This window comes from [Clostridium] aminophilum DSM 10710, from assembly GCF_000711825.1.
Taxonomy (GTDB): Bacteria; Bacillota; Clostridia; order Lachnospirales; family Lachnospiraceae; genus Clostridium_R; species Clostridium_R aminophilum.
Genome location: NZ_JONJ01000007.1, coordinates 59,264 through 83,334, shown reverse-complemented (window position 1 = coordinate 83,334; position 24,071 = coordinate 59,264). Strand labels below are relative to the sequence as shown.

The following is a 24,071-nucleotide window of genomic DNA, read 5'->3' as shown; positions in this document are numbered from 1 at the left end:
AAGATGACATCCGGAATATTCCGGACAGAAGCAGGCAGGGAGGCAGAGTGATGCGGGACATGAGAGACGAGAAAATCAGTGTCGCAGAGGCTGCTTCTCTGCTTTTTGTCACGCCCGCAACGGTGCGGAACTGGATTCGCAACGGAAGACTGTCCTCGGACGGCAGCACGGTTTCCCGTGCGGAAATCGAAAAAACGGCCGGAGCCATCCGGAACGGGAGTCTGGACAAACTGACCGCGCGGAGAAACAAGCGCGCGGTGCGCGGCAATGATCTGTATGAGGATTATATAGAAGATGACGGGACGAACCGGGCAGTCTGCGGGAGAATTCTGGAAGCGTTCCGGACGGATGGGGCGCAAACACGGCGTATTCCGTCCATTCTCCGGGAACAGTATACGCTTCTCAGGAGGCAGCAGACCGATCGCGGGGACCGGCAGGTCATTCTCCGGGACGGAGGTCCTTCCTTTGTGCCTTATCAGGATTATCTCGGGTTTGTCTATCTCTCCCTGATGGCAAATTCAGACCGGAAAATGTCGGGATTATACTACACTCCGCAGAAGACGGTTGCGCAGATGATGGATGAGATGGAGCGGGTCACTCCAAAGATCCGGGAGAAAAGGATGATCGATCCCTGCTGCGGTACCGGCAATTTTCTGCTCGAGGCTCTGCGGAGGGGAATTCCTTTTGAGAATCTGTACGGTATGGATATCGATGCGGATGCGGTGGAAATCGCAAGAATGAATCTCCGGCTGAACGGCGTCCGGGATGAACGGATTCTTGCGGAACACATCCGGTGCGGCGATTATCTTCGCGATGCGGTGCCGGGGACATTTGACCTGATCGTCGGGAATCCGCCGTGGGGATATGTGTACTCGGAAGCAGAAAAGAAGGCGTTTTTAGACCAGTATGAGTGTGCCACCCGTCACGGAACAGAGTCCTACGATCTCTTTCTGGAGCGGTCGATCGGGTTTGCAGGGCCGGATACCCGGATCGGTTTTGTTCTTCCCGAAGCGATCCTGAATGTGGGCCGGCACCGGACCATCCGTGAGATGCTGCGGCGAAAGACCGGTCTTCGGTTTATATGTTATATCGGAAATGCGTTTCGGGGTGTTTCCTGCCCGGTGATTCTCCTCGGGGCGGAACGACGGGAATACGAAGAGAACGGAGACTGCGGGAAAGACAGTCTCAGCTGCCGTATCACCTGCGGCGATAAGACGCGGATTCTCCGTCAGTCGCGCGATCTGGCGGAATTCTACTGGAATTTTGATGTGACGGACGAAGAAGAACGGGTGCTGCGGAAGATCCGGCCGGAATCGGGAAGGGTTTATCTGAAAGGCAATGCGGATTTTGCTCTCGGGATCGTGACCGGGTCAAACCGCGAGTTTCTGTCGGAGGAATGCGCCCCGGGAAGCGAAATGGTGCTTCGCGGCAGCGATATTGAACGATATACGTATCGTGACAGCGGAGTCTATCTCCGGTATGACAGGGCACGGCTCCAGCAGGCTGCCCGGGAGGAATTCTACCGGGCAGAGGAAAAACTGATCTACCGGTTCATCGGAACGACGCCGGCCTTTGCCTATGACGATCGCGGGCTGCTCACGCTGAACAGTGCAAATATCCTGATTCCGAGACTGAAAGGCTATTCGATCCGCTACATTCTGGCGGTGATGAATTCTGCGGTTGTCTCGTTCTGGTGCCGGAAAAAATACCGGTCGGTGAAGCTTCTCCGTTCTCATATTGAGCAGATTCCGATTCCGGAAGCGGGTGAGGAAGAACAGAAGGAGATTGTGAAACTGGTCGATGAAATTCTCCGTACAAAAAAAGAGGATACGAGCGGTATCCTCTCCCTGATTGAGCAAAAGATCGGGCGGCTGTACGGCCTCACCGATTCGGAACTGGAGCTGTGCCGCCGGTAACCGGCGCTGCATCAGGCAATCCGGTGCCGGGACGCGGCACTGTGCTCCTCCGCGTCGTCCGCGGTGAACTGCCGCACATAGCCGAGTGCATTCTGCACATTCGGGATGCTGATCAGAATGACGGTGAACAGTGCCTCCAGCCCGAGGTATGCGCCGTTATAGGCGAGTGAGTACAGAACCGCACTGCGGAAACCGTAGTCGGAGGCATAGGTGCCGAAAAAGATCCATCCCGAGAGGAAGGAAAAGAAATAGCGTCCGAGAACCGCGGCGAGGTATCCCTTCAGCAGTCCGTGCGCGGAATGACAGAAGAGACCTGAAAGTCCCAGAGCGCCGAACGCAAGGAGATAGTCGCAGATCATCTGCGGAACGCTGATGATATAAGGATTGATCAGCATCTGGAGAAGACCGTATGCGACTGCGGTCATGATCCCCGGGCGGAGTCCGTTCCAGTATCCGACCAGAGAGATAAACAGCATGCTGAACAGGGTGACGGATCCGCCCATCGGCATGTGAATGAGTTCAATCATGGAAGTGACGACGCCGAGCGCAATCGCAAGAGAAGAGACGGAAAGCTGTCTTGTGCTCAGCTTCTGCCGGTGGCCGAAAAGACCGCATCCGAGAATCAGAAGCGCAAGGATTGCGAGAACGATCGCAGTAAAACCGGCGGCAGTCGGAGTGTAGGTGATGCCGCCCCACTCATCAACGGAAGAATTGACCAAAATTGACATAAAAAAACCTCCCATACACATCATGATGCCGGGAGTTCATCTGCTTCCTTACGCCGGTATTGTCCGGTTCAAGTAATAAGGGTAATGTCGAAACATTTCTCAGCCCGAAGGCACCCCCAGCAATTATTAAACTGACACTAAGGTAGAACTTTTCGAAAAGTTTGTCAAGACCGGAAGATGTCACCTTGCGATACCTGTTTGTTGACTTTGTTGTGCAAAAGGATTGAAAAAACGGTGTTCCGGCCGGTTGTTTTGTGATATGATTTTATCCGTCTGCGACGATTCGGGGGCGTATGCTTTTGTCTCCGCGGACATCGGGCGCAGCCGGGAGAAATTCATGACGTGATGAGTTTGTGGTTCCGGCCGCGTGATACCATACGGCACAGATGATTACGAGGAAGAAAAGAAATGAACAGAGATGAATTGAAGCCGATGCTCCTCACGACGTTAAAGGGGTATACGGCACAGAAATTTGCGGCGGATGCGGTGGCCGGACTGATTGTCGCCATCATTGCACTGCCGCTTTCGATTGCCCTGGCACTGGCTTCCGGTGTCGGTCCGGAGCAGGGTATCTATACGGCGATTGTGGCAGGATTCCTGATCTCCCTGCTGGGCGGAAGTCAGGTTCAGATCGCGGGACCGACGGCGGCATTTGCCACAATCGTAGCCGGTATCGTGATGAAGAACGGAATGGACGGACTGGTTCTGGCAACCGTGATTGCCGGAATTCTCCTGATTCTGATGGGAGTGTTCCGCTTCGGCAGTCTGATCCGCTATATCCCGTATACCATTACGATGGGATTCACGGCCGGAATCGCGGTGACGATCATCATCGGCCAGCTGAAAGATTTTCTCGGAATCACGTATCCGAAGGGAACGGTAGCGATTGAGACCGTGCAGAAGCTGACGGCGCTTGCACGGAATTCCGGGACAATGAATCCGACGGCGCTTGCAGTCGGCATCGTCAGTCTCCTGATTCTGATTGTGTGGCCGAAAGTTTCCGAGAAGATCCCGGGGTCTCTGATCGCGGTCATCGCTGCGAGCGCGGCGGTGAAATGCCTTGCCCTTCCGGTCAATACAATCGGAGATCTCTATTCCATCAGCAACGCGCTTCCGGCGTTCCATATTCCGGAGGTCACCTTTGAGGGAATCCATGCGGCGGCCGGAAACGGATTTACGATTGCCATTCTGGCTGCGATCGAGTCCCTGCTGTCCTGTGTCGTTGCGGACGGAATGGTTGGCGGAAAACACCGCTCCAATATGGAACTCGTGGCGCAGGGCGTCGGCAACATCGGCTCTGCACTGTTTGGAGGAATTCCGGCTACCGGCGCGATTGCCCGGACTGCGGCAAACATCAAAAACGGAGGCCGTTCTCCGATCGCCGGCATGATACATGCGGTCATTCTGGTTCTGGTACTGGTATTTCTGATGCCGTATGCAGCTCTGATCCCGATGCCGACGATTGCGGCGATTCTGTTTATGGTTGCCTACAACATGAGCGGCTGGCGCATGGTGGTTCTTCTCACAAAGACGGCCCCGAAGAGCGACATTGCCGTTCTTCTGATCACCTTTGCGCTGACGGTGATTTTTGATCTGGTCATTGCCATCGAGATCGGCATGATTCTCGCGTGCATTCTCTTTATGAAGCGGATGAGCGATGAGTCCGGTGTCATGGGATGGAAATACTTTGATCCGGCGGACGGCGATAAGCCGGAGGATGAACAGGCTCTCCGCCACATTCCAAAGGAGATCCGCGTATTTGAAATCTTCGGACCGATGTTTTTCGGAAATGCGGATCAGCTTGCGGCAATCACACCGGAAGCGGATACCAGATGTATTGTCCTCCGGATGCGGGGCGTTCCGGCAATCGATGCGAGCGCACTCAGGTCCCTTTCCCAGTTTGTGGACCGCTGTACGGCCAACGGAACACAGATGGTGTTCTCTCATGTCAATGAACAGCCGTGGCGGGCGATGGAGAAGTTCGGTCTGATCGGACAAGTCGGCGAAGAGAATTTTGCACCGCATATCGGTGAGGCGATCAGAATGGCCGAAGCCAAAATTTCCTGAGCGAAACCGGCCCGGACATTTGCCTGCAACTCTTAATTACGGTATAATAATGATAAAATATAGCATTCATTATTGTGCTGTGAGATAAGGGGTGTGCGGATGAGAAGAAAAAACAATCACAGATTATTTCATTTCGGGGCTGCGCTCCTTCTGGCAGGCATGTTATGCCTTCAGGGCTGCGCGGGCCCGTCTTTTTTATCCGGAGGTTCTTCGGCGGAGTCTTCCGGTGAGGAGAACATTTCCACGGAGACGAAAGACCGGTATCCATCCGAAAGCCTTCTGAAGTTCCGGATCGGCAAAGATGTCATTGATATCGGGGATATGCCGCGGCAGGGCGAGGTCAATAAGAGCATCAAAAACGCATGTGGGAGAGAACTGGCGTATCTGGACCGGGACGGATCCAAGATCAAGCCTTACGGATGGGCATATACGGGATTCAAGATCGGAAAACGGTACGATACGGAGTTCACTCTGTTTAATTTCCTGAACGACACTTCACGCACCGTTTCCGGCGATAAGACCAGACTGACGCTGGCCGCCATCGCATATAAGGATGATGAGAAGTACCGGTTCGGAGATCAGATCACCTATGATTTCCTTCCGCGCAACGCGACCCCGGCCGATGCCGATGCGATCATCGACCGAGTGAAGGCGGAAGGCGGTGTCCTGACCTATTATACGTATGCGTATGACCCGAAGAAGCAAAAGGAGCCAACCTCACGGTATCCGATGGCCACAAAACAGATTGCGGGGACGAAGGGGCTTCTGTCGCTTCAGTTTAAGACCCTCTCCGATCAGGGACAGATGTTCCTGATCAAGTTCACGCTCTACGACAACGATCTTCCGGATGTGGCACTCATCAACATGGACGCGGAAACCGTGGCAAGGACGGGAGAGGCGTGGCCGACTCATACGCTGGAAGAACTTAAAGAGAAAGAGATTCACTGAGTTCTTTTCGCGCTTCATCGAATTTCCGGGCGCGGATCAGATTCGAGACGCGGATCTCGGCTGCGATCCGGCGGCGTTCGGTTTCAAAGACATCGCTGTCAAAATAATTCCGGTACACGGATTTGCGGTAACTGCGGCCGCTCATCTCGCGAATGGTGCCGTTTTCCAGAATGAGTACGCGGTCGGTGCATCCGGTCACAGCGAACAGATCGTGGGAGACCATGAGGACGGTTCCGGTATATTCCCGGATGGCTTTCTCCAGCGCAATCTGAGCGTGGATGTCCAGATGGCTGGTCGGCTCATCCAGAAGAAGGATGTCATGCGGCTCCTCACAGAGGCGGTCCAGCTGCGCAAGGCACCGCTCACCGCCGGACAGAAGGTCCCCGTCCTGCTCGGTGATGACCTGTCGGAAATAGCCGGCTTTGCCCGGTGCTTCCTTCTCGAGCATCGCGTAAATCTCGCGGAGAAGGCTGGATTTTCCGGTTCCGTTGGCACCGACGAGAGCGACCTTTTCACCGTTCCGGATGGAGAAGGAGAGATGGCTTAAAATCTCGCGGTCGTAAGAGAGCGAGAAGTCCTCCAGCTCAATGGCGGGAGCAGAGGCACTCCCGGTGCCGAGGTCCCCGCCGGCAGCGGGTGATATGCCGGATGTGCCGTCCGCCTCAGCGGATGTCAGAAAACGGAATGCGTGGTGATGATCCTCCAGAAAAGGATCCTCGCCGCGCATTTTTTTCAGGCGTTCGAGGTAGGTGGCTCTTGCTTTGACCTGGCGTCCAAGGCGCGGGATTGCCATCGCGGAGGCGAGTTCACCGACGCGTTTTACGATATCCTCCTGTTTTTCGATGAATTCGTCAAAGTCGCGGCAATGCTCAAAGAGACCGATCTTGGTCTCGAGAATCCAGGTGCTGTACTCGGCAAAGGTTCCGGGGAACTCGCGGATTCCCTTGTTTTCAATGTCGAGAATCTTGTCGAAACACTGGCTCAGAAGAAGCCGGCTGTGGGTTACGGCGAGAATGGTCCCGTCGTAGCGGTTGATCATGCGGGTCAGACTGACGAGGTTTTCGAAATCGAGGAAGACATCCGGCTCGTCCATGATCAGGAGCTGCGGTTTCATCAGCATGCTCCGGAGAATGCAGAGGAGCTTGTACTCGCCGCCGCTGATCCGGGTGACCGGAGTGTCCGCGATGTTGTCAAGACCGGCGGAAGAGAGCATTTTCCGGATGGTTGGCTCATAATTATATGCGTCAAGGCTGTCAAGTTCCGACATCAGCGAATCATACTGTGTCTGGAGCTCCGGATCCTCCCCGTCGCAAAGGCGTGCGCAGACCTCATCGAAGCGCGCAAGAAGGGACAGGAAGGGAGCGGCCAGATAATCAAACGAGGTGATCTCTTCGGAGGTGTGCTCGACAAACTGGTGGATGCAGCTGATCCGGCAGCCCGGGTCGATCCGGATGATTCCGTCGTAGGTATAATGGTCGCGGTCGGTGATCAGACGGATCAGGGAACTCTTTCCGCAGCCGTTGCTGCCGATCAGAGCGGCATGATCGCCCGCCTCGATGCTGAAACTGATATCTTCATACAGCTCCTTCTGCGGAAAGCCGAAGGAGACATTCTCAAATTTTATCATGCGGTGATTCCTTTATATTTTCTGATTTTCTGTAAGATGATGAGCCCGGTTCCGCGGGTCCTCAACAGTATATCACAGGTCCTTCATTTCTCATAATGAAAAGCGAAAATATCGCGGAACGGCACGGAAAAGATGAAATCATAAAATGCATCGGAGGGGAAAAATACGATCGTCCCGGGCGGTTGTATTTCCCCGATGTCTCGATTATAATGTTCGCAGACAAAAAGTTAAAAAAGCAGGAAAAACGTATGGGAAAAGATGGACTTGAGCTGCATGAGTATGTTCCGGGAAGCATCAATGTAGCGCCGGAGGTGATGCACTTATCCATGTATGTGCTGACCAATCCGAAGGATTATACCCGGGAATATATGGAACATATGCTTCAGGGCGTTCTGGACGTCTACACGAAGATTGAGACGGAGTCGAGCCAGACGTATCTGAGTCTCGGAATCTTCACGAAGAAGAAGATCCCGCAGGCCGCGCTGGAGGCATGGCGGGGGTTCTCGGAGGAGGACTGCGAGATTTTTCTGAATTTTATCCGGGAGAACTGGGGAAGACGCTATCTTGCTCCCTATGTCAACGATGTGGTGGACTTCTGTAATACCATGAAGATCGAAATCAATTGAACAAAACCATCTGGCGGTAGTTTCCTGACGGATGGTTCACAGAAAAAGGACCATAGAAACAGAAACGGCAGGTGAACCGGGAATCCGATTCATCTGCCGTTTTCGTCAGGATAGAGGAGTCAAAGTCCGTCTGCGGACTCTGTGATGTCCGGGCAGACGGAGGGCGGGGATTACTGCTTTCCGAATACCTTTTCCCGGAGCAGTTTTCCGGTGGGGGTCGAAGCGAGACCGCCGTTCGCAGTCTCCTTCAGATCGCTGGACATGGCGTCACCGACTTCCCGCATGGCGTCGATACACTCATCTACCGGGATTTTCAGGTCGATGCCGGAGAGAACCATATCGGCGGAAGAGCAGGCGATGGCAACGCCGGAAGCATTGCGCTTGATGCACGGAATCTCGACAAGGCCTGCCACCGGATCGCAGACAAGGCCCATCTGGTTGACAATGGCAACGCCGAGGGCATCCGCACACTGCTGCGGAGTGCCGCCCATCAGCTCCACAAGCGCGGCCGCGGCCATACCGGAAGCGCTTCCGCACTCGGCCTGACAGCCGCCCTGTGCGCCGGCGATGCAGGCATTTTTCGCGATTACCATGCCGAAGGCAGCCGCCGTGAAGATGGACATGACGATGTCTCGCTTTTCCGCCTTCTTATCGAGATACATGGGAATCAGGCATCCCGGGAGAATGCCGCAGCTTCCGGCAGTCGGTGTCGCAACGATCCGGCCCATGGCCGCGTTGGTGTTGGATACACAAAGCGCCGTCGCAACCGCGCGGGACATAAAACCGCCCATGATGCTTTTGCCGGTTCCGGCATACTGCGTCATGCTGTATCCTTCTCCGCCGGTGAGACCGGAGGTGGATACGCGTCCCGGCGCCGCCCCCCATTTGGCGGACTCCATCATGACGTCGAAGCTCTTTTCCATGGTGGCATAGACTTCGTCTTCCGTCTTTCCGAGAGTTTTGGCCTGATCGGCAAGGCAGATCTCACTGATCTTTTTGCCGGCGTCATTGGCCAGATTGACAAGTTCCAGAATTGAATCGTAATTTATCATGATTATTTTCCTATATATCAAGTTTGAATTCCGTTTGCCGGGTCCGGTGAACTTCCCTTAAATTGCCGGGATCAGCAGGGCATTGGAAATGTTGTCCATCTTTTTGATGTCGGTGATGAGCTTCTCCGGCGGAACCTGATCCAGCTCAATGGTCATCAGCGCCTCGCCTCCGCGCTCACGGCGGGAAAGGCGGAAGTTTCCGATGTTCAGGTCGCCGTAGCGCCAGTACATCAGATTGGTGACATTGGCGATGACGCCCGGGGTGTCGCGGTGGAGGATCAGAAGGGTCGTGCTCTCACCGGTGAAGTTGACGGAGAGACCGTCAATGTTGTCTACGCGGATGTTGCCGCCGCCGATGCTCGCGCCGGTGACGGAGCCGGATTTGCCGTTGGCGCACTTGTAGGTGATGCGTGCGGTGTTCGGGTGTGCTCCGGAGATGTCGTGCGGGACAAATTCATAGTGAAGTCCGCGTTCGGTTGCGATCTCCATCGCGTCGCGAAGATCCTCATCCCAGCTGTTGAAACCGAGGATTCCGGCAAGGATCGCACGGTCGGTTCCGTGACCGCGGTAGGTGCGGGCAAAGGAACCGGAAAGCTCGATGGTGACATCGGTGACCGGACTGCCGTCCGCGATCTTGTTGACTACGCTGCCGAGACGGCAGGCACCTGCGGTGTGAGAACTGGACGGTCCGATCATGATCGGGCCGATAATGTTGAATACGTTCATGGATATAGCCTCTTAAAAATGCGAGGCATTTCATTTTTAAGAATGAAATGCCTCAGGTAAAAATGGTAGGTTAGGGAAACTCAGGCTTCCTCCGGAAGCGGAGCACCCTTGAGGATAAACTTTTTGTAGATGAGATCAACCACAACGCCGATGGCATTGTCACCGGAGACGTTGCATGCGGTGCCGAAGGAATCCTGTGTGATGTACAGAGCAACCATCAGCGCGCAGATCGGGCCGTTCGGATCGCCGGCTTCCGTACCGAAGATCATGTAAAGGAACGGAAGAGCAGTCATGATGGATCCGCCCGGTGCGCCAGGAGAAGCAACCATTGCCACGCCGAGTGTTGCGATGAACGGGATTACTGTTCCGAGGCTGATCGGAAGATCATTCATCAGACAGACCGCTGTAGCGCAGGCTGTGATGGTGATCATGGAACCGCACATGTGGATGTTTGCACACAGCGGAACAACGAAGTTGCGGATCTGAGAGCATACGCCGTCCGCTTTCGCTCACTGCAGGTTAACCGGAATGGTAGCGGCGGAAGACTGTGTTCCCAGTGCGGTGGTATATCCGGAGATCTGGTTCTTCATCAGGCGGAAAGGGTTCTTGTGGCTGAGTGTTCCTGCGATGATGAACTGAATGAACAGGTATACCGCGTGCATGGCGATGACAACCAGGAATACCTTCCAGAGGATTCCGAGGATGGTAAAGGTTCTGCCGGAGTAGGTCATATCGATGAAGGTTCCGCAGATGTAGAGCGGAAGCAGCGGGATGATAACCGAGTGAAGTACTTCGTCGATGATCGCGGAGAAGTCATGCATACCGTTGTAGAGAGAGGTGCCGACGGTCTTGCCGCGAAGCTTGGAAAGGCAGAGACCGAGAATAAATGCCAGCACAACGGCGGAAAGCGTATCGATCATCGCCGGAAGGCTGATGCTGAAGTAGGTGCCGATGGACTTGTCTGCGGTGGCCTGAATCTGCTCCAGTGCGCCCTCGCTCATAAAATGCGGGAACAGGGTGCTGGAAACGATGTAGGATGCGCTTCCTGCAATCAGTGTGGAGCTGTATGCGAGCAGTACGGTAATCAGAAGAAGCTTGCCCGCGCCGCTGGACAGATCGGCGATACCCATGGTAACGTATGCCAGAATCATCAGCGGGATGACGAACTTCAGGAATGTACTGAACAGTCCGGATAATGTGGTGATAACCTTACATACCTCAAGCGGCATGTACTGGCCGATCAGGATACCGAGAATGATCGCAATGATCAGTTTCGGCACCAGACCGAGTTTTTTCTTTTTGGTTGTGTTTTCCATTTCTAAATTCCCCCCGTGGAATGTTGATCGGCTCCGGCTGCATACGGTGTGTGTTGTGAACGTTTCCGGCCGGAACTCAAGTGCAGAACAAAGCATATACGGAAACATTGGATTTGTAAAATTCATAGTTTTAAATATATCCATTAAGAATTATAATAGTCTGAGAATTCTGAACCAAGTTCAAATGAATGAATCGAAAATGTTAAAAGATAAAGTGAAATTATTTTAAACATGCGGAGGACAAAATGGAGATACGGCAGCTGATCACATTCCGGAAAGTGGCGGAATTACAGAGCTTTTCCAAAGCGGCGGAGTCGATGGGGTATTCCCAGTCGGCCGTCACCGTTCAGATCAAAGCTTTGGAGAAAGAATTTAATGTCAGATTTTTTGACCGATATGGAAAAACTGTCCGAATTACGCCGGCAGGTATACAGTTTCAAAGACGAATTGACCGGATCCTGAATGAGCTGGATTCACTCCACAGCGATCTGGGGGAAGGAAAGCTTCAGACCCATAAACTTCACATCGGAACCCTGAGCTCCCTGTGTTCTTTCATGCTCCCGGAGATGATGAAGCGGTATTACAGCGAGTTTCCGGATTATCACGTCAAGATCACCCGCGGTTCACCGACGGAACTGATCGATATGATGGAACACAATGAGCTGGACATCATTTACATTCTGGATGCCCTTCGTTTCGACACGCACTGGCGCCGTGTCGTCCAGAAAAAAGAGCCGGTGGTGTTCGTCTGCGCGCCGGAGTGCCGGCTGGCGGACCGGGGCGAAGTCGAGATGGAGGAGATTCTGGAAGAACCGCTGATGCTGACGGAGGTCAACGACAATTACCGTTTTGCGCTGGAGCAGTACCTCGCGTTTCACAACCTTTCCATCTCACCGATCCTCGAGGTCGGCGACCCGGAGGTCATTCTCCGGATTCTCAGGGACAACGGCGGCCGCGGTGTCTCCTTCCTTCCATATTATGCCGTCAGAGGAGCGCTGGAGAGGGGGGAACTCCGGGAAGTCTCGGTGCGTGACTTTCAGGTCAACATGCATCATCAGATCATTTATTATAAAGAAAAGTGGGTGACGGACGAAATGCTGGAGTTCATCCGGATTGCCCAGAATTCGCTGATGTGATAAAAGCAAAATGATATTCATTTTCACATTGACATGAAAATGAGAAACGCCTATAATTTGAAAACGGTTTTCAAATTAAAAAAGAGGGATAATTCCGATGAAAGTGAAAGCACAGTATAAGACCCATCACCGGGAGGAACTGCTGAATTATTTCCGCAAGATTCCGGGAAAACATGTGACGGCGGCGGAGATCAGCGATTTCTTCCGCGCGAACGGCTCACCGATGGGAACCGCGACGGTCTACCGGCAGCTGGAAAAACTGGTCTGCGAAGGCGTGATCAGCAAATATATGATCGATTCCCAGAGTCCGGCCTGTTTTGAATACACCGGGGAACCGGATCTGGCAAACAGTTCCGATTACCTTCACTGCAAGTGTGAAAAATGCGGTGCGCTCATGCACATTCAGTGTGATGAGCTGGAGGCACTGGCGGTTCACCTTGCCGAGCATCACCATTTTGCCATCAATCTGACGCGGACGGTTTTTTACGGCGTATGTGAGAAATGCAGTGCGGCGGACGGAAAGCCTGCGGAGAGAGAGAAGGAGGAAACGGAAGCATGAGTCTGATTCAGTGTAACAATGTCAGCTTTGCCTATGAGGGGCAGACTGCCGTTTCCGGCATCACATTTGAAGTAAATCCGGGGGACTATCTCTGCATCGTCGGCGAGAACGGTGCCGGAAAGAGCACTCTGATGAAGGGGCTTCTGCGGCTGAAAAAACCGGCGGGCGGATCCATCGAATTCGGAGACGGACTTCTCGCCAACGAGATCGGATATCTTCCGCAGCAGACGGTTGTACAGAAAGATTTCCCGGCCAGCGTCCGGGAGGTCGTCCAGTCGGGCTGCCTCAATCACCTTGGCTGGAATCCGTTCTACACCGTTGCCCATAAAAAAGAAGCACTGGAAAAAATGGAGCTTCTCGGGATCACGGACCTTGCGGACCGCTGCTACCGTGATCTCTCGGGCGGACAGCAGCAGAGAGTTCTCCTTGCGAGAGCACTCTGTGCGACGAAACGTCTTCTTCTTCTGGATGAGCCGGTGACGGGACTTGATCCGGCGATCACTGTCGATCTGTATCATGTGATCTCCGAACTCCACAAAAAGCACGGAATCACGATCGTGATGGTATCTCATGATGTGGACGGCGCGCTCCGGGAGTCCGATCACATCCTTCATATCGCCGGAACCCAGAAGTATTTCGGGACAACAGAGGAATATAAGAAAACGCCGGCATGCAAGGCGTTTCTCGGAGGTTTGGAGATATGAAAATACTGTTCGATATGATGTCCTATCCGTTTATGGTGCGGGCGCTTCTCGTCGGAGTGCTGGTTTCTCTGTGCTCCGCGCTTCTCGGCACAAGCCTTGTCTTAAAGCGCTACTCCATGATCGGCGACGGACTTTCCCACATCGGGTTTGCCGCGCTGGCTCTTGCCTACGCACTCAAGGCGTCACCGCTTTACGTGGCGATTCCGGTCTGCGTTGCGGCGGCATTTATCCTGCTGCAGATCAAGGACTCCGCCCGGATCAAGGGGGACGCGGCGACGGCGCTGATGACCAGCGGCGCGCTCGCCATCGGTGTTCTTGTGATCTCCATGACGTCCGGGATGAATACGGATGTCTACAATTATATGTTCGGAAGCATTCTCGCGATGAGCACGGAAGACGTCTATGTCTCCATCGGACTCTCCGCGGCGGTGCTGGTGCTGTTCATTCTGTTCTACAACCGGATTTTTGCCGTGACCTTTGATGAGACCTTCGCGCAGGCGACCGGAACCAATTCCAGAATGTTCAATATGATCATCGCCTTTCTGACGGCGGTGACCGTGGTGCTGGGCATGCGCATGATGGGAACGCTTCTCATCTCGAGCCTGATCGTTTTTCCGGCCATGACCGCGATGCGGGTGTGCCGCCGGTTCCAGACGACGGTGATGGTCGCGGCTCTGGTCGCTGTGATCGGTTTTATGGTCGGCCTGACCTTTTCTTATCTGTATGCTGCGCCGACCGGTGCCTGCATTGTGGTGACGGATATCATCCTTTTTGCCGCGTTCGCCATCGTCGAGGCGGTCCGCAAGTGATTTCGGCGGCGCGGTACGGATGTTTTCGGGGAAAATGATGATAAGATGAAGGAGGAATTGACAATGGATATGATATTTCACTGGGATGCATCTGTTCTTTTGTGGCTGCAGGATAATGTCCGCACGGATGCACTGACGCCGTTTATGAATGCGGTCAGCCTTCTCGCAAAGGGCGGTGCGCTCTGGGTTCTTCTGACACTGCTGTTTCTGGGAATGCGAAAGACCAGAGCGCTCGGCGCGGTCTGTTTTGTCTCGCTTCTGTCGAATGTGGTGATCCTGAATCTTCTGCTCAAGAATATCGTTGCCCGACCGCGGCCGTACACGATGATTGAAGGCCTGATTCTGGCAGGACCTGCAGAGTGGGACTGGTCGTTTCCGTCGGGACATACCGGCGCGTCCTTTGCCGTCGCGGTCTGTATGTTGCTTCTGATGAGCAGGAAGATCGGAATTCCGGCGCTGATTCTGGCGATTCTGATCAGTTTCTCCAGACTCTACATCGGCGTGCACTATCCGACGGATGTCATCTGTGGCGCGCTGATCGGAACGTCCTGCGCCCTTTTTTCGGTGAAATATGTATGGCCCCGCGCAGGAAAGAAGTTTCATTATGGCAATGACACAGGAACAGCGGTTTAATCAGATGATGAACGAGCGGATCGAGACACTGATCCCGAAGCTCGCTCTGCCGTCGATCGTTTCAATGCTGATCACCGCAATCTATAACATGGCGGATACGTTTTTCGTATCGCAGATTTCCACCTCGGCCTCGGGCGCGGTGGGAATTATCTTTTCCATGACAGCCGCGATCCAGGCGATGGCCTTCACCATCGGCATGGGATCCGGCAACATGATCTCCAGACTTCTGGGCCAGAAAAAGAAAGAAGATGCCGCGCGGTATGCGGCCGTCGGCTTCTTCACGGAGCTGATCGTCGGCGCCGTGATCGCGGCGCTCGGTCTGACCCACAACCATGCGCTGGTCCGTCTTCTCGGCGCGACGGAGACCATCGCCCCGTATGCGGAGAGCTATGCGCGCTTCATCCTTTACGGAACCCCGTTCTTTATGTGTTCTCTCGGCATGAACAATATGCTCCGGTTTCAGGGCAATTCGTTCTACTCGATGATCGGTATCGGCACAGGCGGTGTCCTGAACATGATTCTGGATCCGATTCTGATCTTCGGCTTCGGAATGGGCATCGCCGGCGCGGCCATCGCCACTGCGTTCAGCCAGTTTGTATCGTTCAGTATTCTGCTCGCGCAGTGCAACCGGATGCCGGCCTGTATCTCCATCCGGGCCCGGAATTTCCGGCCGACGCCGAAAATGTACGGAAATATCTTTTTCATTGGCTTTCCTTCACTGGCAAGGCAGGGAATCATGAGTGTTTCAACCATCATTCTGAACCACACCGCAGCGCCCTTCGGCGATGCGGCGATCGCGGCAATGGCGATTGTGACGAGAATTTCCGTGTTTATGAACTCCGCTGTGATCGGCTTCGGACAGGGATTCCAGCCGGTATGCGGTTTTAATTACGGTGCAAAGCAGTATAAACGGGTGGAGAGAGCGTATTACTTCAGCCTGAAGGTAACCTTCTGCTTTCTGCTGGCAATGGCGGCGATCGTCTTTGTGTTTGCTGAACCGGTGGTAACCGTTTTCCGAAGAGAAGACGCCGAGGTCATCCGCATCGGCACCCTGGCGCTTCGGCTGCAATGTCTGACGATGCCGCTGGCCGCGCAGATCACCATGGCCAATATGTTTTCCCAGACCGTCGGGTACGGCATTCGCGCGACTCTTGTCGCATCCCTGAAATTCGGAATCTGTCTGATTCCGGCCCTGGCGATTCTTCCGCCGTTATTCGGTATTCTCGGAATACAGATGGCGCAGCCGGCAGCAGACATCGCGGCGGCGGTGATCGCCTTCCTGATCACGAGAGGAATTCTGAACGACCTGAAAAAAATGGCCGAACAATAAAAATTACGAGAAATACAGAAAACTTACAATTTTCTGTCAGCCCGCACGGAAATGGCTCAGCCGTGCGGGCTTTATCTTTATACACAAAAAAAGGAGGTTATTTTTAGGTATTTTTTTGTAACAAAAATCCCTCGAGGTGCAATATAATGTGCTCAGTGTTCGGGCACAACACTATATGTTGCGTATTTGACGACAAAAAAACAAAATGTTCCAAATAACGTGATTGGTGGTTCAAAAATGTCTGATTGACGGGGGAGCGAAGATGAGGGAAAGACAGGTTATCAAGAGAAGCGGAAGCAAGGTGGATTTTGACAGCGCAAGAATCACGGCAGCATTGTCAAAAGCGATTTCGGCATCGAGAGACCGCGACTATGCGGTGATGGCGCCGAAGCTCTGTGCGGACATGGAGATGGAACTTGGCGGTAAGTATCCGGAAGGTGTCTATTCCGTCGAGGATATTCAGGATCTTGCGGAGAAGGCGCTGATGTCCCACGGTCTCTATGATGCGGCAAAATCCTTCATCCGCTACCGTGCGGTTCACGAGAATGTGAGAAACATCCGCTCCGCGGAAGACTTCTGCGAGCAGACCATCACCGGATATACGGGAGAGCCGGATGCCGGAGAGTTCCTGACGCCGGGTATGGAAGGCGCGGACACATCCCAGGAGAAGAACTGGCATGTCAAGCAGAACGCATCGGTCTCCTACTCCATCGGTGCGATGATTCTGAACAACTCCGAGCGCATCAGCAAGGCACACTGGCTGACCAAATTCTATGACCGGGATATTGTGGATGCCTATCGCAGCGGCGCGATCCATATCCATGATCTCGGCATGCTGAGCGGCTACTGTGCGGGCTGGGATCTGCGGAAGCTGATCCGCGAGGGACTCGGCGGCGTGGCCGGTAAGATTTCCTCTGCACCGGCAAAACATCTGAACGCACTGTGCATTCAGATGGTGAATTTCCTCGGGATCCTTCAGAATGAGTGGGCCGGCGCTCAGGCATTCAGTTCTTTTGACACCTACCTTGCACCGTTTGTCAAAGCGGATCACCTGAGTTATGACGATGTCAAGCAGTCGATCCAGAGTTTCGTCTACGGCGTAAACATGCCGTCCAGATGGGGCACACAGGCACCGTTCTCCAATATCACGCTGGACTGGAACTGCCCGGCGGATCTGAAGAATGTTCCGGCCATCGTCGGCGGAAAGGATCAGGATTTCACCTACGGCGACTGTCAGGAAGAGATGGCCATGATCAACAAGGCGTTTATCGAGATCATGGTGGAGGGCGACTGCGACGGAAGAGGTTTCGCTTATCCGATCCCGACCTACAGCATCACCTCTGATTTTGACTGGTCGGATACCGAGAACAACCGTCTTCTCTTTGAGATGGCGGCGAAGTACGGCACACCGTATTTTTCCAACTACATCAACAGCGATATGCAGCCGTCGGACGTCCGCAGCATGTGCTGCCGTCTGAGACTGGATCTGCGTGAACTCAGAAAGCAGAACGGCGGAAACTTCGGCGCCGGCGAGAATACCGGATCCATCGGCGTGGTGACGGTCAATATGCCGCGGATCGCCTATCTGGCAAAGGATGAAGAGGATTTCTTCGACCGTCTGGAAAGAATGATGGATATCGCGGCGAGATCGCTGGATATCAAGCGGAAAGTCATCTGCAAATATCTGGATATGGGTCTTTACCCGTACACCAGAAGATATCTGCCGCAGGGATTTAAGAACCATTTCTCCACCATCGGACTGGTCGGCATGAATGAGGCCTGTCTGAATGCGAAATGGATCGGAAAAGACCTTTCCCATCCGGAGTCCTCCGCATGGACCGCGAAGGTTCTCGATTTTATGAGGGAAAAGCTCTCCGATTATCAGGAGAAGTACGGCGATCTGTTCAACCTTGAGGCGACGCCGGCGGAGTCGACCGCATACCGTCTGGCCAGACACGACCGCGAGCTTTACCCGGACATCATCACGGCGGGAAAACCGGGAGAAGTGCCGTATTACACCAACTCCAGCCACCTTCCGGTGGGATTTACCAGCGACGTCTTTGAGGCGCTGGACATTCAGGACAATCTTCAGACCAAGTACACAAGCGGAACGGTATTCCACTGTTTCCTGGGAGAGAAGCTTCCGGATTACCGGGCAGCGATGCGCCTCGTGAAGACGGTGGCGGAAAACTACCGCCTGCCGTATTTCACTCTCAGCCCGGTTTACTCCGTCTGCGAGGCTCACGGATATCTTGCTGGAGAGCAGAAGATCTGTCCGGTCTGCGGAAAGCGAACCGAAGTTTACTCCAGAATCACCGGATACTATCGTCCGGTCAGCAACTGGAACGACGGAAAGATGCAGGAGTATCTGGATCGCAGGGCGTACCGGATTGATTCTGCCTATCACAGAGACAGCGGGGAAGATCTTCAGACAACGGAAAAAAATGTGACGGCCGGGAATGTGACGGATAAGACCGTGACGGAGGAGAATCCGCTGGCGATTCAGTGGACGGAGCCGGGAGAGCGAGACGAGGTTCTCTTCTTTACGACGCCGACCTGCCCGAACTGCAAGATGATCAAGGCAAAGGGGATTCTCTCCGATTACCGCGAGATTGACGCGGCAGCGCCGGAAAACCGGGAATATGTGGACCGGTTTGACATCCGCACGGCGCCGACACTGGTGGTGATCCACGGCGGAAGAGCCGAAAAATACGAGAATGCAAGTCAGATTCTCGGATACGCTCAGGGAAGACGATGATCATCCATGGGCTGAACCGCCTGACGCTTCTGGATTATCCGGAGCATACGGCGTGCACAATGTTTACAGGAGCCTGTAATTTCCGCTGTCCGTTCTGTCAGAACGGCGCTCTGGTGCTTCACCCGGAAGAGGAGCCGGTGATCCCGGAGGAGGAAATCTTCGGCTTTCTGGAAAAGAGAAGGGGCGTTCTGGACGGCGTCTGCGTCACGGGGGGAGAACCGACGCTGCAGAACGGCCTGGAAGAGTTTCTGCGCAGAATCAAGGAGATGGGATTTCTGGTGAAACTCGACACAAACGGGACCAATCCGGATCTTCTGGAGAAACTGACCGACGAACATCTTCTGGATATGGCAGCGATGGATATTAAGACGTCCCGCGCGCATTATGCGAACGCGGCGGGACTTGGCGGGGGAGCGCTGCCTGCGGAACAGCTTCTTCGGAAGGTGGAGCGATCCGCCGATTTTCTCCTGGAGAACCGGATCCCGTACGAATTTCGGACAACCATGGTACGGGGGCTCGTGACGGAAGAGGACATGAGCTCCATCGGCGAATGGCTGGCCGGTGCGGAGCGGTATTACCTGCAGAATTATGAAGATTCCGAGGGAGTTCTCGACCGCAGCATGCAGGGGTACACTCCGGACGAAATGCGGCATATGCTGGAGATTCTCCGGAGGTGGGTTCCGAACGCGAAGCTTCGGGGAGTTTCATAGATGCCCGCCATGGATGTGCCGGTAAGGCAGGTCTTTTGGACGGTAATGCCGGAATCGCCTCACGGAATCCGCACAAAAAAGAATACGGTTTTTACAAACAGGCATCCATCGGTTATAATTATCGGTTGGATGTCTGTTTGTATGATATAGGATATTTCTCCGAAATTCCTATACCGCAAAAGCACTTCCTCTCAGTACCTACGGGTATGGGAACGCCGAAGCCCGCCTGCGGACTTCGATTCGGCGGGGAAGCTGGTGGAAATAAAGAAAGGTTTCGAATATGGAGAATAAGAATTATACCGAGCAGGATCTGGACAAAATGAGCCCGATGGAGATCACCGAGCTGGGTAATCCTGCAAAGCCGGAAGGCGCGGCGGGCGCAAGAATGCTGGCCCGTATGAACGAGAGCCACCGCGAGGTGACGGAATGGGGACTTTCCCATGCGGAATTCAGACCGGAAGACACCATTCTTGATATTGGCTGCGGCGGCGGAAGAACCCTGGAGTCCATGGCAGAGAGGTCGCCTAAGGGGAAACTCTGGGGGGTGGATGTTTCCCCGGTTTCCGTGGAAGAATCCAGAAAACGGAATGAGAAACGGATCGCAGAAGGCAGAATGGAGATCCTGGAGGGATCGGCCGCGAAACTTCCCTTTGCCGATCAGACCTTCGATAAAGTGACCACCGTGGAGAGTTTTTATTTCTGGCCGGATGCGATGGAGGGGCTGAAAGAGGTTCTCCGCGTGCTGAAACCGGACGGCACTTTTCTTCTGATCGCGGACGTCTATGAGACCGGAGATCTTCCGGAGGACGTTCGGGAGAATATCGCTAAATTCCATATGCGCAATCCGACGCCGGCGGACTTCCGGCATATGTTTGTGGACGCCGGTTTCTGGAAAACCGAGATCCATCGCAAAGAGGGAACCACCTGGATCTGCGTGGAGGGCACCAAATACTGATCCGGTGGTGTCTTGCCCATCGTTGGTACACTCCGCGGCATATCGTTCATCCGGCAGCGTTGCCCCTTCCGTGAAATCGTGTGAGGAGGCCGGATTTGTTTCGGATTTGGCGGAGCTGTTTCGGGATTTTAGAAATGACTAATATTTCTTCACAAAATCGCCACATTTGCATCAAAAATGCGTCACATTTTCCGACTAATATTGGCCATATCAAGAGAAAGAGATTGCAGTAAGGTTCATTCACGAATCGAAGGAGGTCATGTTATGATGGAAAACAGAGAGAATCAGGATCGTGAAACATATATTGATACCGAAACCGTGGAGACGAACGAAAGTGAGAGCGCGGCTCCGCAGTTTTCCGGAGGGAAACGCAGCCGGAAGGGACATGCGATGGCAAAAAAGATGACGACGCTTCTTCTGAGCGGTGTTCTTTTCGGCACGGTGGCCGGAGCTACCATGTACAGTGTAAACGTGGCAGCAGGCCGGATGGCGGCAGACAGTCCGATTGCAGCGGAAAGCGCGGAGACCGCGTCTGACGCAAATGCATCCGGAACACAGATTGCGACTGCGGTTCCGCTGTCTTCTTCGTCGGGCGGTTCCGCCACCGTTGCCGATGTGGTTTCGAATGCGATGCCGACGGTTGTCGCCATCAACATCAAGGGAACCGAGACGATTCAGAGTTTCTTCGGAACACAGAAAGCAGAGGTATCCGGCGCGGGCAGCGGCATCATTATCGGAAAAAATGATTCCGAACTGCTGATCGTGACAAACAATCACGTTGTCGCATCGTCCGACTCCATTCAGGTGACATTTACCGACGGTGAGAAAGTGGACGCAGCAGTGAAGGGAACGGATTCCTCCAAAGATCTGGCCGTTGTGGCGGTTCAGCTGAAGGATATCAAGGATTCGACGATGGGAGCAATCAAGATCGCAACTCTGGGAGACTCCGACAAGCTTCAGCTCGGACAGGGAGTGATTGCCATCGGAAATGCTCTCGGCGAGGGCCAGTCGGTGACGACCGGAATCGTCAGCATGCTGAACAAGGAGATCAAGGATGAGGACGGCACAAGCAGAACGCTGATTCAGGTGGATGCTGCCATCAATCCGGGCAATTCCGGCGGTGCGCTTCTGGACATGTCGGGCAATGTGATCGGCATCAATTCCGCAAAATATGCCACGACGGCGGTGGAAGGCATGGGATTTGCCATTCCGATCTCTCAGGTGAAGGAGCTCATCCAGAATCTGTCCGAACAGAAAACCAAGATTGCGGTTGCGGCGGATGAGCAGGGATATCTCGGCATTCAGATGCAGAACATCGACTCGGCCATGAGTCAGGCGTACGGCATCCCGGAAGGCGTCTATGTCTATAAGATTCTCGACGGAACGGCAGCCGCCGGTTCCGAACTCCGGGAGAGAGACGTGATCACCGAGATTAACGGTACCAAAGTTTCCACCGGTGAGGACCTTCATAAGCAGATGTCCTACTATAAAACCGGTGACACCGTAACGCTCACCGTTCAGACGCTGGATGACGGAGCCTATAAGGAGCGGAAGATCGAGGTCAGACTCGGCTCCCGCGAGGATGCAAACAAGATGTGATTCCGGAATTCCGAAGTTCGGAAAGAGGATAGCTTATTCACCACAGAAGAGAAGACATAGCTGCAGTGCTGATCGGGACCGGTCAGCACTGTAATACTTTATAAAGTGAAAGTATTAAACAAGATAATTACCCAAAATGCCGCATTATATGTTATACTCTGACTCGTATATCAAGACACCGGCCGGTTCTTCAATGGGGAAGAAGCTGCGGCCCGGCGCACGAAAGGGGTAATGTATGAAAACAAGTGATTTTGTCATTCTTGCGGCCATCGGTTTTTACCTGATCGGTATGCTGTATATCGGGTTTTATTATTCCCGAAAAAACAATTCATCCGATGATTTCTATCTTGGCGGCAGAAAACTTGGTCCGTTCGTCGTGGCGATGAGTGCGGAGGCAAGTGATATGTCCAGCTGGCTTCTCATGGGACTTCCGGGAGTGGCGTACCTGACCGGAGTGGCGGACGCGTTCTGGACGGCGGTCGGACTGGCGGTCGGCACCTATCTGAACTGGCTGATCATGGCAAGAAGGATCCGCCGTTACAGCCAGAATATCGGCGCGATCACCATTCCGGATTTCCTGTCCAAGCGTTTCCATGACAAGAGCAATGTTTTAAACTGTATTGCGGCGGTTATGATCGTCGTATTCTTTGTTCCGTACACGGCGTCCGGATTTGCCGCCTGCGGAAAGCTGTTCCACAGCCTGTTCGGCATTGACTATATGACGGCAATGCTGATCTCGGCTGTCGTTATCTTCAGTTATACGGTTATGGGCGGCTTTATGGCGGCGTCCACCACAGACCTGATCCAGTCGGTTGTCATGACCATTGCCCTGTTTGTGGTTCTGTTCTATGGAACCCATATGGCAGGCGGCGTGGACGCGGTTATGCAGAATGCACAGGCACTGGAAGGTTATCTGAGTCTTTCCGCAACCCACAATGCAGCGACCGGCACGGCGGAGGCCTACAGTCCGCTGACAGTGGCGTCCAATGCGGCATGGGGTCTCGGCTACTTTGGAATGCCGCATATCCTTCTTCGCTTCATGGCGATCGAGGATGAGAAGAAACTGGTTCTTTCCAGAAGAATCGCTTCCATCTGGGCGGCAATCTCCATGTGTGTCGCCATTGTGATCGGAATCGTCGGATACGGAATGAGCAAAGCCGGCGCGATCGAGCTGTTTACAACCAGCGGACAGTCCGAGACCATCATTGTAAAGGTGGCGGGACTTCTCTCGCTTCACGGCGTGATCCCGGCGGCGATTGCCGGAATCATTCTCGCGGGAATTCTTGCGGCAACCATGTCCACCGCGGACAGCCAGCTTCTGGCGGCATCGTCCAGCGTGAGCCAGAACCTTGTGCAGGACTTCCTGCATGTCCCGCTGACCAACCGGCAGGGGCTTCGCATTGCGAGACTGACGGTGCTGGTGATCGCGGTGATCGCCTGCTTTCTGGCGAGAAACCCGGATTCCAGCGTATTCCAGATCGTATCCTTTGCCTGGGCCGGCTTCGGCGGCTCCTTCGGCGCGGTGATGATGCTTGCCCTGTTCTGGGAGAGAACCAACCGGGAAGGCGCGCTTGCCGGTATGATTTCCGGCGGCATCATGGTATTTATCTGGAAGTTCCTGGTGCGTCCAATGGGCGGAATTCTCGGAATCTATGAACTTCTTCCGGCCTTTGTCGTTTCGATGATCGTGGCGGTTCTGGTATCGCTGATCACACCGGCCCCGGATGCGGAGGTTATCGCCGAATTCCGTGACAGCCTGAGAAGCAGAGCGTCCGAAGAAAAATAATGCATTTCAAAAGCCTCGCGGGATCCCTGCGGGGCTTTTGCTTGCGATGCAGAAAACGATGTGCTAAAATCAGGAACGAACGTTCG

General features: G+C 54.0%; 19 protein-coding genes, 1 pseudogene and 1 riboswitch. Of the genes and pseudogenes, 15 read left to right on the top strand and 5 right to left on the bottom strand.

Annotated elements, in window-relative coordinates; genetic code table 11:
- The first annotated feature begins 50 nt into the window (after positions 1 to 50).
- Positions 51 to 1,916, top strand: coding sequence for a TaqI-like C-terminal specificity domain-containing protein (locus tag BR86_RS14595; RefSeq protein ID WP_038288040.1), 1,866 nt, complete (start codon positions 51 to 53; stop codon positions 1,914 to 1,916).
- 11 nt (positions 1,917 to 1,927) lie between these two features.
- Here BR86_RS14595 and BR86_RS0106215 read toward each other — a convergent pair whose 3' ends face one another.
- Positions 1,928 to 2,644 carry an energy-coupled thiamine transporter ThiT gene (locus BR86_RS0106215; protein ID WP_051684629.1) on the bottom strand — a complete coding sequence of 239 codons (717 nt, stop codon included), beginning with the start codon at positions 2,642 to 2,644 and terminating at the stop codon, positions 1,928 to 1,930.
- Positions 2,645 to 2,672: 28 nt separating this feature from the next.
- Positions 2,673 to 2,772: riboswitch (TPP riboswitch) on the bottom strand.
- A gap of 280 nt (positions 2,773 to 3,052) precedes the next feature.
- On the opposite strand from BR86_RS0106215, the gene BR86_RS0106205 reads away from it, so the two are divergent.
- Together BR86_RS0106205 and BR86_RS0106200 are read left to right on the top strand one after the other, a co-directional pair.
- Entirely contained in the window at positions 3,053 to 4,711 is a 1,659-nt protein-coding gene (locus BR86_RS0106205; RefSeq protein ID WP_031472207.1) for a SulP family inorganic anion transporter, read from the top strand.
- A 99-nt stretch (positions 4,712 to 4,810) separates the two neighbouring features.
- Positions 4,811 to 5,659, top strand: coding sequence for a hypothetical protein (locus BR86_RS0106200; RefSeq protein ID WP_031472206.1), 849 nt, complete (start codon positions 4,811 to 4,813; stop codon positions 5,657 to 5,659).
- Here BR86_RS0106200 and BR86_RS0106195 read toward each other — a convergent pair.
- Positions 5,637 to 7,286, bottom strand: a complete 1,650-nt coding sequence (locus BR86_RS0106195; protein ID WP_031472204.1) for an ATP-binding cassette domain-containing protein — start codon at positions 7,284 to 7,286, stop codon at positions 5,637 to 5,639. The genes BR86_RS0106200 and BR86_RS0106195 overlap by 23 nt on opposite strands.
- A gap of 248 nt (positions 7,287 to 7,534) precedes the next feature.
- Between BR86_RS0106195 and BR86_RS0106190 the strand changes: the two genes are divergently transcribed.
- The gene (locus BR86_RS0106190; protein ID WP_143099331.1) at positions 7,535 to 7,912 is read left to right on the top strand and encodes a hypothetical protein; all 378 of its coding nucleotides are present in this window, start codon (positions 7,535 to 7,537) and stop codon (positions 7,910 to 7,912) included.
- 170 nt (positions 7,913 to 8,082) lie between these two features.
- Here the strand turns inward: BR86_RS0106190 and sdaAA are convergent, their stop codons facing one another.
- The 3 genes and pseudogenes from sdaAA to BR86_RS14590 all read right to left on the bottom strand — a co-directional run bounded on the left by sdaAA (position 8,083) and on the right by BR86_RS14590 (position 11,006).
- A complete protein-coding gene (gene sdaAA, locus BR86_RS0106185; RefSeq protein WP_031472200.1) occupies positions 8,083 to 8,964 on the bottom strand; it encodes an L-serine ammonia-lyase, iron-sulfur-dependent, subunit alpha in 882 nt (293 codons plus the stop codon).
- 57 nt (positions 8,965 to 9,021) lie between these two features.
- A complete protein-coding gene (sdaAB, locus tag BR86_RS0106180) occupies positions 9,022 to 9,690 on the bottom strand; it encodes an L-serine ammonia-lyase, iron-sulfur-dependent subunit beta (RefSeq protein WP_031472198.1) in 669 nt (222 codons plus the stop codon).
- An 80-nt stretch (positions 9,691 to 9,770) separates the two neighbouring features.
- Positions 9,771 to 11,006 (bottom strand): annotated as a pseudogene (locus tag BR86_RS14590) (dicarboxylate/amino acid:cation symporter).
- A gap of 245 nt (positions 11,007 to 11,251) precedes the next feature.
- Here BR86_RS14590 and BR86_RS0106170 point away from each other — a divergent pair.
- The 11 genes from BR86_RS0106170 (at position 11,252) to BR86_RS0106120 (ending at position 23,985) form a co-directional block, all read left to right on the top strand.
- Entirely contained in the window at positions 11,252 to 12,142 is an 891-nt protein-coding gene (locus BR86_RS0106170) for a LysR family transcriptional regulator (protein WP_031472195.1), read from the top strand.
- A 97-nt stretch (positions 12,143 to 12,239) separates the two neighbouring features.
- Positions 12,240 to 12,701, top strand: coding sequence for a Fur family transcriptional regulator (locus BR86_RS0106165; RefSeq protein WP_051684628.1), 462 nt, complete (start codon positions 12,240 to 12,242; stop codon positions 12,699 to 12,701).
- Entirely contained in the window at positions 12,698 to 13,405 is a 708-nt protein-coding gene (locus BR86_RS0106160; protein ID WP_031472191.1) for a metal ABC transporter ATP-binding protein, read from the top strand. Before BR86_RS0106165 ends, BR86_RS0106160 begins: the two co-directional genes overlap by 4 nt.
- Positions 13,402 to 14,214, top strand: coding sequence for a metal ABC transporter permease (locus tag BR86_RS0106155; protein WP_031472189.1), 813 nt, complete (start codon positions 13,402 to 13,404; stop codon positions 14,212 to 14,214). The genes BR86_RS0106160 and BR86_RS0106155 overlap by 4 nt, the downstream gene beginning before the upstream one ends.
- A gap of 63 nt (positions 14,215 to 14,277) precedes the next feature.
- Positions 14,278 to 14,847, top strand: a complete 570-nt coding sequence (locus BR86_RS0106150; protein WP_075034448.1) for a phosphatase PAP2 family protein — start codon at positions 14,278 to 14,280, stop codon at positions 14,845 to 14,847.
- Positions 14,819 to 16,177 (top strand): MATE family efflux transporter, encoded by a 1,359-nt coding sequence (locus BR86_RS0106145; RefSeq protein ID WP_038288035.1) that lies wholly within the window; start codon positions 14,819 to 14,821, stop codon positions 16,175 to 16,177. Before BR86_RS0106150 ends, BR86_RS0106145 begins: the two co-directional genes overlap by 29 nt.
- A gap of 262 nt (positions 16,178 to 16,439) precedes the next feature.
- Positions 16,440 to 18,935: a ribonucleoside triphosphate reductase gene (locus BR86_RS0106140; protein WP_031472183.1), complete on the top strand. Its 2,496-nt coding sequence runs from the start codon at positions 16,440 to 16,442 to the stop codon at positions 18,933 to 18,935.
- On the top strand, positions 18,932 to 19,645 hold the full coding sequence (locus BR86_RS0106135) for an anaerobic ribonucleoside-triphosphate reductase activating protein (RefSeq protein ID WP_031472181.1): 714 nt from the start codon (positions 18,932 to 18,934) through the stop codon (positions 19,643 to 19,645). Before BR86_RS0106140 ends, BR86_RS0106135 begins: the two co-directional genes overlap by 4 nt.
- 280 nt (positions 19,646 to 19,925) lie before the next feature.
- Positions 19,926 to 20,600, top strand: a complete 675-nt coding sequence (locus tag BR86_RS0106130; RefSeq protein ID WP_031472179.1) for a class I SAM-dependent methyltransferase — start codon at positions 19,926 to 19,928, stop codon at positions 20,598 to 20,600.
- Between the two features lie 264 nt (positions 20,601 to 20,864).
- Positions 20,865 to 22,199, top strand: a complete 1,335-nt coding sequence (locus BR86_RS0106125; protein ID WP_051684627.1) for a S1C family serine protease — start codon at positions 20,865 to 20,867, stop codon at positions 22,197 to 22,199.
- A gap of 235 nt (positions 22,200 to 22,434) precedes the next feature.
- Positions 22,435 to 23,985 (top strand): sodium/proline symporter, encoded by a 1,551-nt coding sequence (locus BR86_RS0106120; RefSeq protein ID WP_031472175.1) that lies wholly within the window; start codon positions 22,435 to 22,437, stop codon positions 23,983 to 23,985.
- Positions 23,986 to 24,071 lie beyond the last annotated feature (86 nt).

Coding starts and splice junctions, on each gene's coding strand:
- sdaAB (WP_031472198.1), bottom strand. CDS start 9,690: ATGAACGTATTCAACATTATCGGCCCGATCATGATCGGACCGTCCAGT.
- BR86_RS0106140 (WP_031472183.1), top strand. CDS start 16,440: ATGAGGGAAAGACAGGTTATCAAGAGAAGCGGAAGCAAGGTGGATTTT.
- BR86_RS0106150 (WP_075034448.1), top strand. CDS start 14,278: ATGGATATGATATTTCACTGGGATGCATCTGTTCTTTTGTGGCTGCAG.
- BR86_RS0106215 (WP_051684629.1), bottom strand. CDS start 2,644: ATGTCAATTTTGGTCAATTCTTCCGTTGATGAGTGGGGCGGCATCACC.
- BR86_RS0106205 (WP_031472207.1), top strand. CDS start 3,053: ATGAACAGAGATGAATTGAAGCCGATGCTCCTCACGACGTTAAAGGGG.
- BR86_RS0106135 (WP_031472181.1), top strand. CDS start 18,932: ATGATCATCCATGGGCTGAACCGCCTGACGCTTCTGGATTATCCGGAG.
- BR86_RS0106200 (WP_031472206.1), top strand. CDS start 4,811: ATGAGAAGAAAAAACAATCACAGATTATTTCATTTCGGGGCTGCGCTC.
- BR86_RS0106165 (WP_051684628.1), top strand. CDS start 12,240: ATGAAAGTGAAAGCACAGTATAAGACCCATCACCGGGAGGAACTGCTG.
- sdaAA (WP_031472200.1), bottom strand. CDS start 8,964: ATGATAAATTACGATTCAATTCTGGAACTTGTCAATCTGGCCAATGAC.
- BR86_RS0106130 (WP_031472179.1), top strand. CDS start 19,926: ATGGAGAATAAGAATTATACCGAGCAGGATCTGGACAAAATGAGCCCG.
- BR86_RS14595 (WP_038288040.1), top strand. CDS start 51: ATGCGGGACATGAGAGACGAGAAAATCAGTGTCGCAGAGGCTGCTTCT.
- BR86_RS0106190 (WP_143099331.1), top strand. CDS start 7,535: ATGGGAAAAGATGGACTTGAGCTGCATGAGTATGTTCCGGGAAGCATC.
- BR86_RS0106195 (WP_031472204.1), bottom strand. CDS start 7,286: ATGATAAAATTTGAGAATGTCTCCTTCGGCTTTCCGCAGAAGGAGCTG.
- BR86_RS0106160 (WP_031472191.1), top strand. CDS start 12,698: ATGAGTCTGATTCAGTGTAACAATGTCAGCTTTGCCTATGAGGGGCAG.
- BR86_RS0106145 (WP_038288035.1), top strand. CDS start 14,819: ATGGCAATGACACAGGAACAGCGGTTTAATCAGATGATGAACGAGCGG.
- BR86_RS0106170 (WP_031472195.1), top strand. CDS start 11,252: ATGGAGATACGGCAGCTGATCACATTCCGGAAAGTGGCGGAATTACAG.
- BR86_RS0106120 (WP_031472175.1), top strand. CDS start 22,435: ATGAAAACAAGTGATTTTGTCATTCTTGCGGCCATCGGTTTTTACCTG.
- BR86_RS0106125 (WP_051684627.1), top strand. CDS start 20,865: ATGATGGAAAACAGAGAGAATCAGGATCGTGAAACATATATTGATACC.
- BR86_RS0106155 (WP_031472189.1), top strand. CDS start 13,402: ATGAAAATACTGTTCGATATGATGTCCTATCCGTTTATGGTGCGGGCG.